Consider the following 15901-nt stretch of genomic DNA (forward strand, 5'->3'; position numbering starts at 1 on the left):
GCAATGAATGCCCACCTTGTTTGGGCGAGCATTCAAAAATTAATATTTTGGATTTTTGGTTTCTATTTTATTTCAATTTTAATTGATAATCGTGTGCTCCGGGAGCAAAATTACTTCTAAAAACTTCTGTTCCTGTTCCTCTTTTTCCCCAGTTTACTTCTACTCTATTATCCCCCAACAAAATATTGGTCAATTTTTCTTTCATTTGTTTTACAATCTTGCTATATTTTTTATTGTAAGCAAGGTTGTTGAGTTCTTTTGGATCTTTTTTCATATCGTACAAAGCCATGTCTAGCTCTTTGTCTGTAGCGGTTAAAGCCCATTCCATGTTTTCTCCACGTTTCTTATTAGGACGTGTTTGCATAGAAAACACATAATCATGAGTACGAATATATCCTCTTGGCCCTGTAACTGCATGCCCTTCCCCTAGAATATAATCTCTTTTGGGTGCTTTTTTTGAGGCTACTTTTTGCATGTCTACTCCATCTAAATAGCTGTAAGACTCCTTTTTTAAATCTGCTCCTCCTGCAGCCATAATGGTCGGTGCAATATCAACAAATTCGGTAAAATCTTTCACTACTTTTCCTTCTGGAAAGGCTTTTTTATCGGAGGACACCACCACAATAGGATTGTGACTGTCAATTTTCCAAGAAGTAAATTTAGACACCGCTCCGTGATCGTTTAACTTCCAACCGTGGTCTCCACATACATATACAATTATCCATTCTTGTTGGTTTGCCTTACTGTAGGCAATAAAATCATCTACAGACTGACCAATCAAAGCATCACCGTAGGCACAAAAAGCATAATAATCTTGAATCATTTTTTGTTTTTGTTCTGATGTGTAGTGATCGGAATAAGAAGCTTTTACTTGCTTCTGCAGTTGCTTAGGCATTTTTTGCAACTCCTTTGTATCAAAATTAGGTACTTTGTAACTATGTTTCTGAAAACGCTCTCTGTAACTCGCCGGGGGCAATACAGGCGTATGTGGAAAATCAAATCCTATTTGACAAAACAAAGGTTTTGAAGTGTTAACTCCATGAAACGTTCTAGACCCAGCCTTAAATTTTTGATTTTGATTCTTTAAAAAATCTCCAAAAATAGATGCGTAATATCCGTCTCTGGTTTTCCCAGCTTTCCTTGGACTAACCCCACTAATAATTGGAGCAGAAAATGGTGTTAAAGGCCCTTTCTTTTTGTTGTACTCCATAAACAAATCATACTTTTCCACCACTTTTTGTGCCTCTCCTTTGTGTTCTGGAAATCGTGCTTCTAAATCGGCAGATCGGTATTCAAACTTTCTATCTTCGGTTACAAAAAACTCCATTTGTTTGATGGGTTTCTTTAATTTTTCTCCATTCAACTCGTAAAACCAATCTTTTCCCCAATCAGTTAAACCATCTTTGCGCAATTGTTTAAAGCTAATGTCTTGTTGATACATTCGAGCTGCTTTTGCCCCTTTAGCTGTCTTGGTTTTTAAACGTACTCCTAACTTTCCTATGTGTAAGGTTTGGTATCCCAAAGACTCCATCTGTTCTGGCAAAGTTGGTTTAAAATGGGCTGCATTGTTGTTGTGATATTCAAACTCATATACTCCAGAACGAAAAGTGTAACGCCCGTAATGCATCAGTGCACGAGAAGGAGCACAACCTGTTGCTTGACAATAAGTGTTGATAAACGTAGTTCCCATTTTGGTTAAACGGTCTACATTAGGAGACTCTACATATCCCAACTCACTCATTTCTTTTCCCGTAAGTATTTTGTTAAACGCTCTTATGGCATCGTAACGTTGATCGTCGGTTACAATCCATAAAACATTAGGTTGCTGTTGTGCAAACGTTATTTTTGAACATAAGACAAACGTAAAAAACAACACTTTGTTCATTCTATTCGGTATTTTCATAAACTTGAATTTTAAATTATTTTTTGTTTCCTCATAGATTCAAAATTCTGAACTATTTTGGGGATTCAAGTTTACTTTTAGAAAGATAAATTTACTGTAAACCTCATACCAAACTAAAACACAAATGGTCAACTTACTACCTCTATTGATGAATCTTTACTGAACAACAACTAGACAAACGAATCGCAAAAAAACAAACCCTTTTAAAACACACTCGTTTTAAAAGGGTTGGCATGTATATGCTTATTATCTTAATCTAAATCCAATTGAAAATCATGAGCCCCTGGAGCAAAATTACTTCGGTAAATTTTAGTTCCAGTTCCCCATCTTTCCCAGTTAATTTCTACACGATTATCTCCCAACACAATGTTTAGCAACTTCTCTTTCATTTTCTGAGCCACCTTTTTGTATTTTTTATCAAACGCTACGTTGTTCAACTCCATTGGGTCTTTGGTTGTGTGGTACAATGCAGGATCTAACTCTTCCCAAGAAGCAGACAGTGCCCATTCCATGTTCTCTCCTTCTTTTTTGTTAGGTCTTGTTTTTAAAGACAAAACGTAATCTTTTGTTCTTATGTACGCTCTTGGCCCAATTACAGCATGGGTTTCCCCTAAAACATAATCTCTTCTAGGAGCTTTGTTTGCTGCTGTTGCTGCCAAATCCAATCCATCTAAATGTTGGTATTCCTGTTTAGACAAGTCTGCTCCGGCTGCCTTCAATGCTGTTGGGGCAATGTCTACAAACTCAGTAAACTCTCTTACCACTTTTCCTGCAGGAAATTTCTTTTTATCGGAAGAAATTACAATAATCGGATTGTGGCTGTCTAGTTCCCAAGGCGTAAATTTAGAAATCGCACCATGTTCGTTCAATTTCCAACCATGATCTCCACAAACGTAAATCACCATCCAAGGTTGATTGTGTTTTTTACTATAAGCCTTAAAATCATTTACAGCTTGTCCTACCAAAGCATCTCCATAAGCACAAAAAGCATAGTAATCCTGAATCATTTTTTGTTTTTCCTCATCGGTAAAATGATACGAGGGCTTGTTGTTTAACAACCTTTTAATTTGTTGTGGTACATCTGCCAATTCTGATGTGTTAAATTCAGGAACCTTATAGGTATGCTTTGCAAAACGAGCTCTATAATCAGCTGGAGGCAATACAGGCGTATGAGGAAAATCAAAGCCGATGTGAGCAAAAACAGGTTTCTTAGGATCCACTCCTTTAAACTTTAGCTTACCTGCATGAAACTCCTGATTTTCGTTTTCTAAATACTCGTTTAAGAAGTGTGCATAGTACCCATCTCTGGTTTTCCCTGCGGGTTGCGGACTTACTCCAGAAATAATCATTCCTTTGTACTTAGATGGTGCTTTTCCTTTTTTGTAATGCCTTAGCAAATCGTACTTTTTTGTCACCTCATCCGCTACATGTTTGTACTGATCTGTTTGTTGATTTAACTGCTCCGAAACATATTCAAACTTTCCTTCTGGTGTTACAAAGTAAGACATGTCTTTAATAGGTTTCTCAAACGTTTGTCCTTCTACTTGTTTCCACCATCCACCACCTCCGTAGTCTGTAAAACCTTCTTCTCCTAAGGATCTAAAATCCATATCGGTTTGATAGACTTTATGAGTTTTGGTTTTTCCATCAGGACGTAATCCTTTTAAACGATAACCTAATTTTCCTACATGAAATGTTTGGTATCCCAAATCGGCCAATTGCTCTGGAAAAGAAGGTCGCATATGCTCGGCAGCGTTGTTATGGTATTCAAACTCATACACCCCTGAACGGAACGGATATCGTCCTTGATGCATGGCTGCTCTAGAGGGTGCACAGCCTGTTGCCTGACAATAGGTATTTATAAATGTTGTTCCTTCGGCAGCTAATGCATCTACATTAGGAGATTCTATATACCCCAATTCGTTTTCTTCTTTTCCGTGTAATGCTTGGTTAAACGTTTTTACAGAATCGTAACGCTGGTCGTCGGTTACAATCCATAAAATATTAGGTTGTTGCTGTGCATATATTTGCTTAGCCCCCATTATTAACAAAGCCGTTACTACTAGTTTATTGAATGTTATCATCTGTGTTTAAAATTTAGTGAGATAAAAATACAAGAAGCAAAACAAACCTAAATAAAGATGGCATACCTTTCCGTAACACAAATGATTTCATCTTTAATTTGTCTATGCAAAATCTATCTTTATAAAAACTTTACAAACTTAGTATAGTAGTATTTTTTGAGCTCTAGTTTTACCATTCAAAGACAAAACAACCATGTATACGTTGGTTGCCAAGTTGGACGTGTTAATTCTATACACTGAGCTATGTTCTCCTGTATACTGATGTACTTGCTGCCCCAAGCTATTAAGTATTCGCACTTGTATTTGCTGTATTTTGGGTTGATGTATGTACACCACCAATTCTTGAAGTTCTTGATTTATTTCTAAAGAAAATTCACGCTCTGTTTCTATAGGTTCCGATTTTTTTAACGAATTTATAGGCTCTAAAATCCATAAGCTTTCTGCATTGGTAGCACTTGGCTCACCGTTTGTTTTGGCAATTTCTAACTGAGCTGATGTCTGGGATTGAAACAACCTAGATTTACGTTCATTTCCACCAGGCATTAATTCGTACATTTCTAGACCATTTTGTTCATGTTTTCTAAAATACCAAAAAGGCAAAGCCATTACTTGATTTTTGGGATAACTTTGTTTGGCATAAATTTTCTCGTCTGTTCCGTTGTTTATATCTCCTAGTGTATAACCTCTGTATACTTCTAAATAATTTTTAGTTGCTGTATTTTTTAGATGATGGTAGTAGGGATATTTAAACGCTATTTCCCAAATTGCGGTACTGTCTAGAGGCTTTTCTGCCACCAAACCTACCGTGTCTTTTTCCTGCAAAGCTACTAGGTACGCTCCCGTAGCTTTGTTTTTTATATAGTATTTAGAAGACACCTCTAAAGTAGATTGTGCATCATGTAACAGCACTTTTTTCTGAATCTTAGCAGATGGATATTCTACAGTATTAGATAAATCTCCTTGCCATTCTTTGTAAGCCAATATTCCATCTTTTGCAGACAAACCAGTGTTTTGGCTAAACAGAAGGTTTTTTGTAGGCAATTCATAAGCTAAAAAAGTAGATTCTCCTCCGTGATCGTAAGTAAAATCAAACGTAATGTCATTGGGATTGCTCGCTTTAGCTTGACTAAAATCGTTGTTCTGAAAGATTACGTTGTAAGGAGCATTGCTAGATATAATCCATGCATAGGTTCCTTTCCAAACATTATTGGTAATGGTAATATCATGCGCTTGTTGGGTTTCTCTATCTATGTATAAACCTCTAGCTGGCTTGATATGTTCAAAGGTATTGCCATCAATTAAAAAATGATGTCCAAATTCTTCTATATGAATCATATCTACATCTTTTCTATATCCCAAAAAGTGATTATTGGTTACGTTTACATAAGAACACTTAGACGAGATTCCCAAACCAGTACCATCTAACAAACAATGGGTAATGGTACTTCCATTTTGATTCCACACTACAGGATATTCGTCATTTCCAGCATCCAAAGAGATGGCTCGGACGTTGTAATTTACCGCATCAAAATCGGGTTTAAAAAAGCAATGACTCATCAAAAAATTTGGAGCTTGATTCAACCGTCCTCTACGATTTAAAAAATAACCTCCCTGAGAAAAATTCTCAAAAGAACATTGACGAAATGTAATACCCGCACCACTACCTCCAAACACCTGAACTTTTCCATTTTTTAGTCGTAGGTTTTCAAAAACTAGGTTTTGATAATGCAAGCCATTCAAATCATCATCTCCATATGTAGTATGCGCAACCCTTACAAATACATAGGGAGTAGTGGCTGCTGCTTGTAGTTCTAAGTGGCACAAACGCACCTGATGGGAACGAATGTGTAATTGTTTTAAATTCTGAAAGCTGGTTTTTATTCCGTAAGCTCCTTTGTGTACTGCATTAAGGGTTGGCACAAAACCACTAATGCATACTGCTTTGTCTATAGCAAAGGACTTGCCTTGAAAATTGTACACCGCACTTTTAAACAACAGAGTATCTCCTTCACGAGCATTGCTAATTGCGGTTTGTATGTTGCTTACCAAAGTACTTCCTGTACTTGTTGGATACAAGGCATCAAAATCAATCAATGTAGTGCTAGGACGACTGGCTACAATGTTTAAAAAATAATTGTAGTTTACCGTTGCATGTCCGTTAAAAGAAACACTTACTTGCAGCATTTGTGTGTTGGCATGATCTCCATCACCCACGCTTAATAAGTAATCTTGTGGTACGGTAATTTGATGGTTGATAAGCCCGTTGTAAGGTGCTTGTGTAGCAACTTCTACTTGGTGTACTTGCAATGGATTGCTCCATGTACCTTTGGCAAACGTTAGCAAACGGATACGCACTACTTGAGCAGTAGTCTCTGTATACGTGCCTTTTACATTAAGTGTTTCTCCCCTAGCCCATAACCCAATATGATCTCTGTGTTTGGGATAAGCAAAACCGCTTACTTCTGTCACCTCCACATGCTGAGCCCAAGAAACAAAAGACATCAACAACCCAAAAAGTACAGGAAGCAAGCGTTTCATCGTGTGTTGTTTTTAATGTTTATGTGTTCCTAAAATACGTTCTTTCTGTTTTTTACTCAACCCTTGTCGGTAATACACATCGGGTTTGTGATTTACACGGTGTTGTTTCATTTCTGGATCGTGTATATCGCGACTTAAATCACAATCAAAACGTACCAACATAGAATGGAAGGTATTCCAATTGGTTACATTGATAAAATGTGCCATTCCCCATGTAATTCCTCTACCATCTTTGGTGTTGGTAAACGCATCGGGTACATAGGGTGCTGCTGCGTACGGCATCATTTCGGTAATTGAGGCAATCTCAAAATTTACCCAATCTTTAGCATATTGAATGGTGTTGTGCTCTGGTCCGTCTTTGTACACCAATGCTGCCACTCCTTCTTTAAACGGAAACAAAGACGTTTCGTGTCCAGAAGTAATCAACGGATTTAGTGGATGTTTTTTAAAAGGTCCTAGAGGATTATCAGCAATAGCCAATCCTTGCATACGTACCAAATCTGGTTTTTCTCCAAAATCCGACTTGTAATAAATGTAAACTTTTCCATTGTGTACCAAAGGATATGGGTCGTGAATGGAATACTGATCCCATTCTCCTGGTGCTCCGTTTGGAATGACAATCTTGTTGTACGGAGTCCAAGGTCCTTCAGGAGAATCTGCCCAAGAAACCGCTACCGGACAATCGTCTCCACGCTTTCCACTAGCCTCCATAAATCCTTGATAGTACAAATAGTATTTTCCTTCCCACTCCAAAATATCAGTAGTGGTTACCGATCTCCATCCAACCAAGGGTTTTTCGGGTCTTTTGATGGCTACCCCTTGCTCTTCCCATGTAAAACCATCGGTAGAAGTAGCGTACCAAATTTCTGCCAAATCCCAATCAGACGAGGGAATGGTATCGTTGCTTTTGGCTGCCCCTTGTGGAGGTGTAGGTGTATTTCTATACGTATACCATACGTAGTATTTTCCGTTGTGTTTAATGATTTTTGAGGGATCTCTACGCGAAATTGTTCCATCGTTGTTATGGTAATCAAAACCTTTTAACTGGGTGTATTTAAACTGACTAAACAGTTCGTTATTATGTGGTTGCGGTGCTTCGTAATCGGTATAAATACGTTCCATAGCTGCACTCATGGGTCTATCTGGTTTCTTTTCCGGAAGAATAAAAGGAAATGCTCCTTTGGATTCTGTGGTAGTGCTTTGTTCTGTTTTAGAAGTCTGGCAAGAAAGCATACAAGCTACCACTCCCAACAAGCTTAAGGTCTTTTTTAACATTGATTTTTGAATTTTGTATAGATTCTTTTACGGTTTTCACAAAAATAACAAAGAAAAGTCATCTTTATGGCAACAATTGTATCCAGTAGTTCTTAACAAAACAAGCCCTCTAATTCAAAATCCTCAGAAAATCAAGTATTTATGCAACCTATTCTATTTACTTCTGTTCTTTGCATTGGGTTCTAAAAGTTGCTATGTTGAGTTTTTATCTACTCAACACAGTTTCCATCCTTCCTATTTCTTCCTAAAAATCAATAAAAAACATCGTGTACATAACTACAAAAGCAGCATCAATAAGTTATTTGTTTTTGCTTACTTTCTTTTTGATAAGATACAAAATAGTTAGACCTAAAACCAAGGCTACAATGGCAATAAACTCATCTTTGGTTAAATTGGACAATACCCAAACAATGGTGGCTACTGCTAAAATGGGAATTAGCAATCCGCCTGGTGCTTTAAATCCTTTGGTATCTGACACCATTTTTCTCAGCTTAATTACCGATAAGGAAACTCCCAAATATACCAATAAAATAGTCGCACTAGAAAAAATAGCCAACTGTTCAAAACCTCCTAAAGAAGCAAACAAAAATCCTAAACTAGCATAGGTAATAATGGCTACGTAAGGAGTTTTAAAAAGTGGATGTGTACTAGCCAATTGTGGTATTGGCAACACCTGATCTTTGGCTGCTCTGTACAAAATACGTGGCATGCTTAGTACCTCGCCTGTTACAATTCCAAACATCGATATGGCTGCAGCAGCTGTCATAATGCTTAGCCCCACAGGTCCAAACACTTGGTTTGCCAACTGTCCTAAAGGATTTTCTTTGTGCAACAGCAAATCGGAACCTAACACTCCCATGCTTACGGTTTGTATGGCAATGTAGAGTACTAAAATTCCTGTAATACTTAAAAAAATAGCTTTAGGAATGGTTTTGTTGGCTTTTTTAACCTCACCACTAATAGACAGTCCTGTCTCTGCTCCTTGAAAAGCAAAAAACAAGACCAAACACACCTTTCCAATAGTGCCTAATGACGGAATTTCTTCTATGGCCAAATACGTTGTATTTACCGAGCCTGTAGCACAAGCAACCAATACCAAAAGGGACGTAATTTTAATTATTGTTAACAACTTTACCAAATTCATTCCTTGCTTAATTCCTCTTACGTTGATAGCTCCTAAACCTGCAAAAAACAAGGCAAAAAACAATACTTTTACCCAAGCTGTCTGAAACCAAGGGTTTACAGAACCTACCATGGCCATTAGGGCATTGGCCACAGCTGCATCTGCAGAAATGGTAGACAACACAAACATTACCGAAGTTAAAAAGCCTGCATAGGGGCCAAAAGCGGTGTGGATATAAGCATAGGCTCCTCCAGAAACGGTGACCTTGCTCCCTACCTCGGCAAAACAAAACATCACTAAAGCCACCAACAAACCACAAAACAAATAGGCAAAAATACTGGCCGTTCCTAATTGTGCTGCCACCACAGCAGGCAAGGCAAAAATTCCGCCACCCACTACAATATTGATGATGTTTGCTCCCAAGCCTACCACATCTACCTCTCGTTTTAAGTCTTCTTGTGTATGGTTCATGTCTTATTTGTTTAGCTAGCTACTATTTTAAAAAACATAAAAGTAGGCTTTTTTTTAAAATACAAACCCTAGTAGTAGCAGTTTAGAGGGTGCTATATGACAGGGATAGAAAAGGCAAGTCTATAGCATAAAAAGAAAACGACAACTTTAGTTGCCGTTTTAAATGTTTTCACAACGGAATAATCCTTATTGTGAATTGATTTCAAATTGTAATGCTAATATATAAAAAAATATGATAGTTGTTAACTTAAATTATTATATTTAGAAATCTTTTAAAAATTGCAACTACAATAACATATAATATAACAAACATCTCCTTTTGTTAAAACAGCAAAAGGATAAAATAATTGGTATGAACAAAAAAATATTAGGATTAGACTTGGGAACCAATTCTATTGGTTGGGCATTGGTTAAACAGGATTTAGAAAACAAATATGGTGAAATAATAGGATGTGGTTCACGAATTATACCTATGAGTCAAGATGTATTAGGTAAGTTTGATGCTGGTATCTCAATTTCTCAAACTGCTGAGAGAACGAATTATAGAAGTGTAAGGAAATTAATACAACGAAACACCTTAAGAAGAGAACGTTTACATAGGGTTTTACACCAATTAGATTTTTTACCTAAGCATTACAATGATTCTATTGATTTTGAGAAAAAATTAGGTCAGTTTAAAACTGACAAAGAAACTAAGCTTAATTACTTTGTTAATCAGCATGGTAAACATGAATTTTTATTTAAAGATTCATTTAATGAAATGGTTAAAGAGTTTAAAGAAGAACAACCTGAATTATTTTATATAAAAAACAATGGAAAAGAAACCAAAATTCCTTACGACTGGACTATCTATTATTTAAGAAAAAAAGCTTTATCTAAAAAAATATCTAAAGAAGAACTTTCTTGGCTTGTTTTAAACTTCAACCAAAAAAGAGGTTATTATCAGTTAAGAGGGGAAATTGATGAAGAAAAAGAAAAAAACAAACGTTATGAAAAACTGTATGTTTCTGAAGTTGTAAAAACAAATAATACAATAAAAAAAACAGGAGAATATTTATATGATATTTATTTTGATAATGGTTGGAAATATGAAAAACAAACCACAAAACCACAAGACTGGCTTCACAAGCATAAAGAATTTATTATTACAACTACTACCTTAAAGAATGGTGAAACCAAAAGAACTTTTAAAACAGTAGACTCTGAAAAAGATTGGATAGCCATCAAATCTAAAACAGAACAAGATATAAAAGAGTCCAACAAAACAGTTGGAGCATTTATTTATGACACACTACTAAAAAATCCTACTCAAAAAATAAGAGGTAGTTTAGTTAAAACGATTGAACGAAAGTTTTATCGTGAAGAATTTGAGAAGATTTTAAAGGAACAAATCAAGCACCGTCCTGAAATAAATGTAAACACAGCTATAGGAAAAGAAAACTATACAAAATGTGTTACAGAATTATATCCACGAAATGAAGCCCATGCAAATAATATCTTAACTAATGATTTTAATTATCTATTTACAAAAGACATCCTTTTTTATCAAAGACCATTAAAAAGTAAAAAGTCTGAAATAGCAAATTGTCAATACGAATATAGAACATATATTAAAAAAAAGGAGAAAACAGGAAAAGAAGAAAGGGTAAAACAACCTTTAAAAGCTACACCAAAATCTCATCCATTATTTCAAGAATTTCGTCTTTGGCAATTTATTCATAATTTAAAAATTTATATTAGAGAAACTACCGTTGGTAATAAACCTCTATTTGATGTTGATATTACTGATACTTTTTTTACATCAGAGAATGATTGGGCTACTTTATTTGAATACTTAAACAATAAAAAAGAGATTGAACAAAAACATGTTCTTGAATATTTAGTTTCTAAAAAAATTATTTCAAAATCTGAAAAAACAGATTATCGTTGGAATTATGTAGAAGATAAGAAATACCCTGGTAACGAAACTCGTGTAGATTTTATAAATAGATTAAAAAAAGTTGAAAACTTAAACGTTGATGAGTTTTTAACATCAGAACTGGAATTTAAACTATGGCATATTATTTACTCTGTTACAGATAAAAATGAGTATGAAAAAGCTTTAGAAAATTTTGCCATTAGACAAAACATAGATAAAGATTCATTTGTTAATAGCTTTAAAAAATTCCCACCATTTAAAAGTGATTATGGAGCATACTCCACAAAAGCAATCAAGAAATTATTGCCTTTGATGCGATTAGGTAAGTTTTGGGACGGTAGCGAAATACCTAAAGTAGTTGTTGAAAAAATAACAGATATTAAAACAAGGTTAACCTCTGTAAATTATGATGAAAGTCTATTTAAAAAAGATGAGAAAAAAATACTTGAGACTATTGTAGATGACATTACTCCTAAACAATTACTAAAAAGTTTTGTTAAGCTAAAAGGTAAAAATCATTTAGCAGGTTTAAATACTTATCAAGCTTGTTATCTTGTATATGAACGACATTCTGAAAGTAGTGATATTACGCAGTGGGAAAATCCTGATGATATTGATTCTTTCTTAAATCACTTTAAACAGCATAGTTTACGAAATCCTATTGTAGAACAAGTTGTAACAGAAACATTACGTACTGTTAGAGATATTTGGAAATATTACGGAAATGGAAGCCCTAATTATTTTAATGAAATTCATATTGAATTAGGACGTGAAATGAAAAATCCGGCTGACAAACGTAAACAAATGTCAGCAAAAATAAATGAAAATGAAAATACCAATCAGCGTATCAAAGGGATTCTTCAAGAACTGATGAATGATGGTGTTCAAGATATTAAGCCCTACTCCCCAAGTCAACAAGAAATATTAAAAATATACGAAGAAGGAATTTCACAAAATCCTAATGTTGACTATTCAAAAGTAAGTGAAGATGAAATAACTAAAATTAAAAAAAGTAACAACCCTACCCTAAAAGAAATACAACGCTACAAACTTTGGTTAGAACAAAAATATATTTCTCCATACACAGGAAAACCAATACCATTATCAGAACTTTTTACACCAGCTTATCAAATAGAACATATAATACCTCAATCTAGGTATTTTGATAATTCCTTAAGCAATAAAATCATTTGTGAAAGTGAAGTAAATGAGGATAAAAGTAACAAAACTGCTTATGAGTATTTAAAAACAAATGGTGGTAGTATTGTACATGGTCATCATTTACTATCACTTAAAGAATATGAAGATCATTGTCAACATTACTTTAAAAAGAACAGAACAAAACTTAAGAACCTTTTGAGTGAAGAAATACCAGAAGGATTTATTAATCGTCAATTAAATGACAGTAGATATATTAGTAAACTCATCAAAGGTTTACTAAGTAATATTGTTAGAGAAGAAAATGAACAAGAAGCTACCTCTAAAAACATTGTACCTGTAACTGGGAGTATTACGTCTAAACTAAAACAAGATTGGGGATTGAATGATAAATGGAACGAAATTATAGCACCTCGTTTTAAGCGTTTAAATAAAATGACCAACTCTAACGACTTTGGTTATTTTGATGAAAAAATAAATACGTTTAGAATTCAAGTTCCAGATGCAATTTCTAGAGGATTTAATAAAAAAAGGATAGACCACAGGCATCATACCTTAGATGCATTGGTAATTGCTTGTTGTACAAAAAAACACATACAATATTTAAACTCTTTAAATAATGAAATCATAAAACACGAGTTAAAACCATCTATATTAATTAAAAACGCACAAGGTGATTACACCAAACACTTTATGTTGCCATGGAATAATTTTCCTATAGATTGTAAAAATGCTATTGAAAACACTATTGTAAGCTTTAAACAAAATTTACGTGTCATTAACAAAACATCTAATAAGTACCAAAGCTATAAAGATGAAAACGGAAATTTAAGATTAGGTAAAGATGGTAAACCTAAAAAGGGATTAACCAAACAAACTAAAGGAAATAATTGGGCTGTTCGTAAAGCTATGCATGAGGATACTTTTTATGGCGAAATTGTAGATGGAGAAAATAAAGGAAAATTAAAAATTAAAACTTTACTAGATACTAGTTTTGATGTAAAGAAAATTGAAGACAAGGTTTTAGATAAATCAATAAGAACTATTTTGATTAATTATTTAAAACAAGATAAGTACAAAAACTTATCTAAACCCCACGAAGAAGCTTTCAGTCCTAATGGAATAATTGAAATGAATAAAAATATAATTTCACTAAACAATAATATTCCTCACAAACCAATAAAAAGAGTAACATTAAAACATGAAAAAGGTAAAAAATTCTCCATAAAAACTTTACTTGATAAAAAAACAAAATTTGCTAAGTCAGCTACAGGTACAAATGTTTTCTTCTGTATCTATAAAAATATCAACGGTAAAATAAAATACCATACCCCAAGCTTTGAAGAGATTATTGAAATACAAAAGCAAGAGTTTGAAATAAAATATAAATCAAAATTAAATGTACCTGAAACTCTCTTCGACAAAAAAGAATCTTTTGAACTATTATTTTACTTACAACCTAACGATCTAGTCTATTTACCTAATGACGAGGAACTAAAAAACAGACAATTAATTGACTTTAATAATTTAAACAAAAAACAAATCAAGAGAATTTATAAGTTTACTGACGGGTCTGGTACTACAGCTAATTTCATTCCTTATCAAGTTGCTAAGGTTATTTTTAATCTAAACAAAAAAGAACAAGCAAAATCATCTTTTAAATATCCTATTCAAAATGAATTTGGAGTAGGAAGTCCACAGTCTAAAAATCAAAAATCTATTGAAGGTATTCTTATAAAGGAAAGATGTATTAAATTAAAAATAGACCGTTTGGGTAATATTTCAAAAGCATAAACGAATGATCAAACGTACCATCTACATAGGAAACCCAGCCCACCTTAAACTAAAAAACCAACAACTATTGGTTCAAGAACCTAAGGGCGCTATCAAAGGAACGGTTCCTATAGAAGACATGGCTTTGTTGGTGTTAGATCATTATCAAATTACTATTAGTACACAGGTAATTAACAGCTTACAAGGAAATGGTGTATGTATTGTTACCTGCGATGCACATCATCTTCCTTTTGGAATCACTTTACCGCTTTACGGACATAGTGAACATTCCGAACGTGTTAAATATCAATTGGATGTAAGCGAACCTTTAAAAAAACAATTATGGAAACAAACCATACAGCAAAAAATTAAAAACCAAGAGGCTTTACTTAAACTAAACAATCGAGTCCATGAACCTATGGAAACATACAGAACGGCTACCAAAAGTGGAGATACAACCAATACCGAAGGAAAAGCTGCACAGCACTATTGGAAACATTTATTTCCCGAGTTTCAACGCAACCGATTTGGAGATGCTCCCAATGCACTTTTAAATTTTGGCTATGCTATTTTACGAAGCATTGTCGCCAGAGCTTTGGTTAGTTCCGGATTATTACCAGTATTGGGTTTGTTCCATAAAAACAAGTACAATCCGTACTGTTTGGCAGATGATATTATGGAACCCTACCGACCCTTTGTAGATAAAATGGTGGTGAATTATGTAAATAATAACGGAGAAACGGATGAATTAACCAAAGAGGTAAAAGCCTATTTGTTGGGCATTGCTACGCAAGATGTTTGGATAGATGGACAACAAAGACCTTTGTTAGTAGCTGTTACCACCACAACAGCATCATTGTACAAATGTTATATAGGTGAACTAAGAACTATTAAATATCCTGAACTAGATTGATAACCTATGTCTCAAGACAGATTTAACGCTTATAGAATTATGTGGGTATTGGTGTTTTTTGATTTGCCTACCGAAACCAAAGTAGAACGCAGAGCTGCCAATTTGTTTCGTAAAGAGTTGATTAAAGATGGATTTGATATGTTTCAATTTTCCATTTATCTACGCAATTGCCCAAGTAGAGAAAATGCCAATGTGCATATCAAACGTGTTAAAAATGCCTTGCCTAAACATGGTAAAATTGGTATTTTATGTGTTACCGACAAACAATTTGGAAATATGGAATTGTTTCATGGAAAAAAACAGACCGATTTACCTAATACCACACAACAATTAGAATTGTTTTAAAACAAATAAGGTCTTCGAGCGAAGTCGAAAAGTAAGCATTCATTATAAATTCAGTGATTTAGAATTAAAAAACAAAACCTTAGAATACTAAAAAATAAAGTTTTGCTCTTATTTTTCTCATTCAAAAAAATAATCCCCAACCCTCTATTTCTCTAGAGTTTTGGGGATTGACCTTGTGATTCCTCACATAAAAATACAATTTGAAATCAATTCACAACACGTAGTCACCTACGTATACGTGTCCGTATCTTGTGATTCCTCACATAAAAATACAATTTGAAATCAATTCACAACTTTAACACCTTTAAACACTACTGCATCTGTCTTGTGATTCCTCACATAAAAATACAATTTGAAATCAATTCACAACCCGTTGTCATTTACAAAAACGCAAAACTTC

General features: G+C 34.3%; 8 protein-coding genes. 3 read left to right on the forward strand and 5 right to left on the reverse strand.

What is annotated here, in order from left to right; all coding sequences use genetic code 11:
* Positions 1 to 67: 67 nt before the first annotated feature.
* From FS85_RS0111215 to FS85_RS0111235, 5 genes are all read right to left on the reverse strand, one after another.
* Entirely contained in the window at positions 68 to 1903 is a 1836-nt protein-coding gene (locus FS85_RS0111215; protein WP_033194701.1) for a sulfatase-like hydrolase/transferase, read from the reverse strand.
* Between the two features lie 251 nt (positions 1904 to 2154).
* On the reverse strand, positions 2155 to 3987 hold the full coding sequence (locus tag FS85_RS0111220; RefSeq protein WP_010136391.1) for a sulfatase-like hydrolase/transferase: 1833 nt from the start codon (positions 3985 to 3987) through the stop codon (positions 2155 to 2157).
* Positions 3988 to 4125: 138 nt separating this feature from the next.
* Positions 4126 to 6525, reverse strand: coding sequence for a T9SS type A sorting domain-containing protein (locus FS85_RS0111225; RefSeq protein WP_010136392.1), 2400 nt, complete (start codon positions 6523 to 6525; stop codon positions 4126 to 4128).
* Between the two features lie 12 nt (positions 6526 to 6537).
* Positions 6538 to 7800 (reverse strand): glycoside hydrolase family 117 protein, encoded by a 1263-nt coding sequence (locus FS85_RS0111230; RefSeq protein ID WP_010136394.1) that lies wholly within the window; start codon positions 7798 to 7800, stop codon positions 6538 to 6540.
* Between the two features lie 298 nt (positions 7801 to 8098).
* Entirely contained in the window at positions 8099 to 9394 is a 1296-nt protein-coding gene (locus FS85_RS0111235; RefSeq protein WP_010136395.1) for an APC family permease, read from the reverse strand.
* Positions 9395 to 9746: 352 nt separating this feature from the next.
* Here FS85_RS0111235 and cas9 point away from each other — a divergent pair, with 352 nt between their 5' ends.
* Genes cas9 through cas2 form a run of 3 tightly spaced genes read left to right on the forward strand, consistent with a single transcriptional unit; the run spans position 9747 to position 15501 of the window.
* Positions 9747 to 14264 (forward strand): type II CRISPR RNA-guided endonuclease Cas9, encoded by a 4518-nt coding sequence (cas9, locus tag FS85_RS0111240; protein ID WP_029489437.1) that lies wholly within the window; start codon positions 9747 to 9749, stop codon positions 14262 to 14264.
* A 4-nt stretch (positions 14265 to 14268) separates the two neighbouring features.
* A complete protein-coding gene (gene cas1 / locus FS85_RS0111245; protein ID WP_010136397.1) occupies positions 14269 to 15156 on the forward strand; it encodes a type II CRISPR-associated endonuclease Cas1 in 888 nt (295 codons plus the stop codon).
* Positions 15157 to 15162: 6 nt separating this feature from the next.
* Positions 15163 to 15501 (forward strand): CRISPR-associated endonuclease Cas2, encoded by a 339-nt coding sequence (gene cas2, locus FS85_RS0111250; RefSeq protein WP_010136398.1) that lies wholly within the window; start codon positions 15163 to 15165, stop codon positions 15499 to 15501.
* Positions 15502 to 15901: the final 400 nt, after the last annotated feature.

Origin of the sequence: Ochrovirga pacifica, from assembly GCF_000220525.1 — a bacterium.
Classification (GTDB): Bacteria; Bacteroidota; Bacteroidia; order Flavobacteriales; family Flavobacteriaceae; genus Ochrovirga; species Ochrovirga pacifica.

Bases quoted from the DNA above. Each gene is read 5' to 3' on its own strand.
- FS85_RS0111215 (WP_033194701.1), bottom strand. From the start codon at position 1,903: ATGAAAATACCGAATAGAATGAACAAAGTGTTGTTTTTTACGTTTGTC.
- FS85_RS0111220 (WP_010136391.1), bottom strand. From the start codon at position 3,987: ATGATAACATTCAATAAACTAGTAGTAACGGCTTTGTTAATAATGGGG.
- FS85_RS0111225 (WP_010136392.1), bottom strand. From the start codon at position 6,525: ATGAAACGCTTGCTTCCTGTACTTTTTGGGTTGTTGATGTCTTTTGTT.
- FS85_RS0111230 (WP_010136394.1), bottom strand. From the start codon at position 7,800: ATGTTAAAAAAGACCTTAAGCTTGTTGGGAGTGGTAGCTTGTATGCTT.
- FS85_RS0111235 (WP_010136395.1), bottom strand. From the start codon at position 9,394: ATGAACCATACACAAGAAGACTTAAAACGAGAGGTAGATGTGGTAGGC.
- cas9 (WP_029489437.1), top strand. From the start codon at position 9,747: ATGAACAAAAAAATATTAGGATTAGACTTGGGAACCAATTCTATTGGT.
- cas1 (WP_010136397.1), top strand. From the start codon at position 14,269: ATGATCAAACGTACCATCTACATAGGAAACCCAGCCCACCTTAAACTA.
- cas2 (WP_010136398.1), top strand. From the start codon at position 15,163: ATGTCTCAAGACAGATTTAACGCTTATAGAATTATGTGGGTATTGGTG.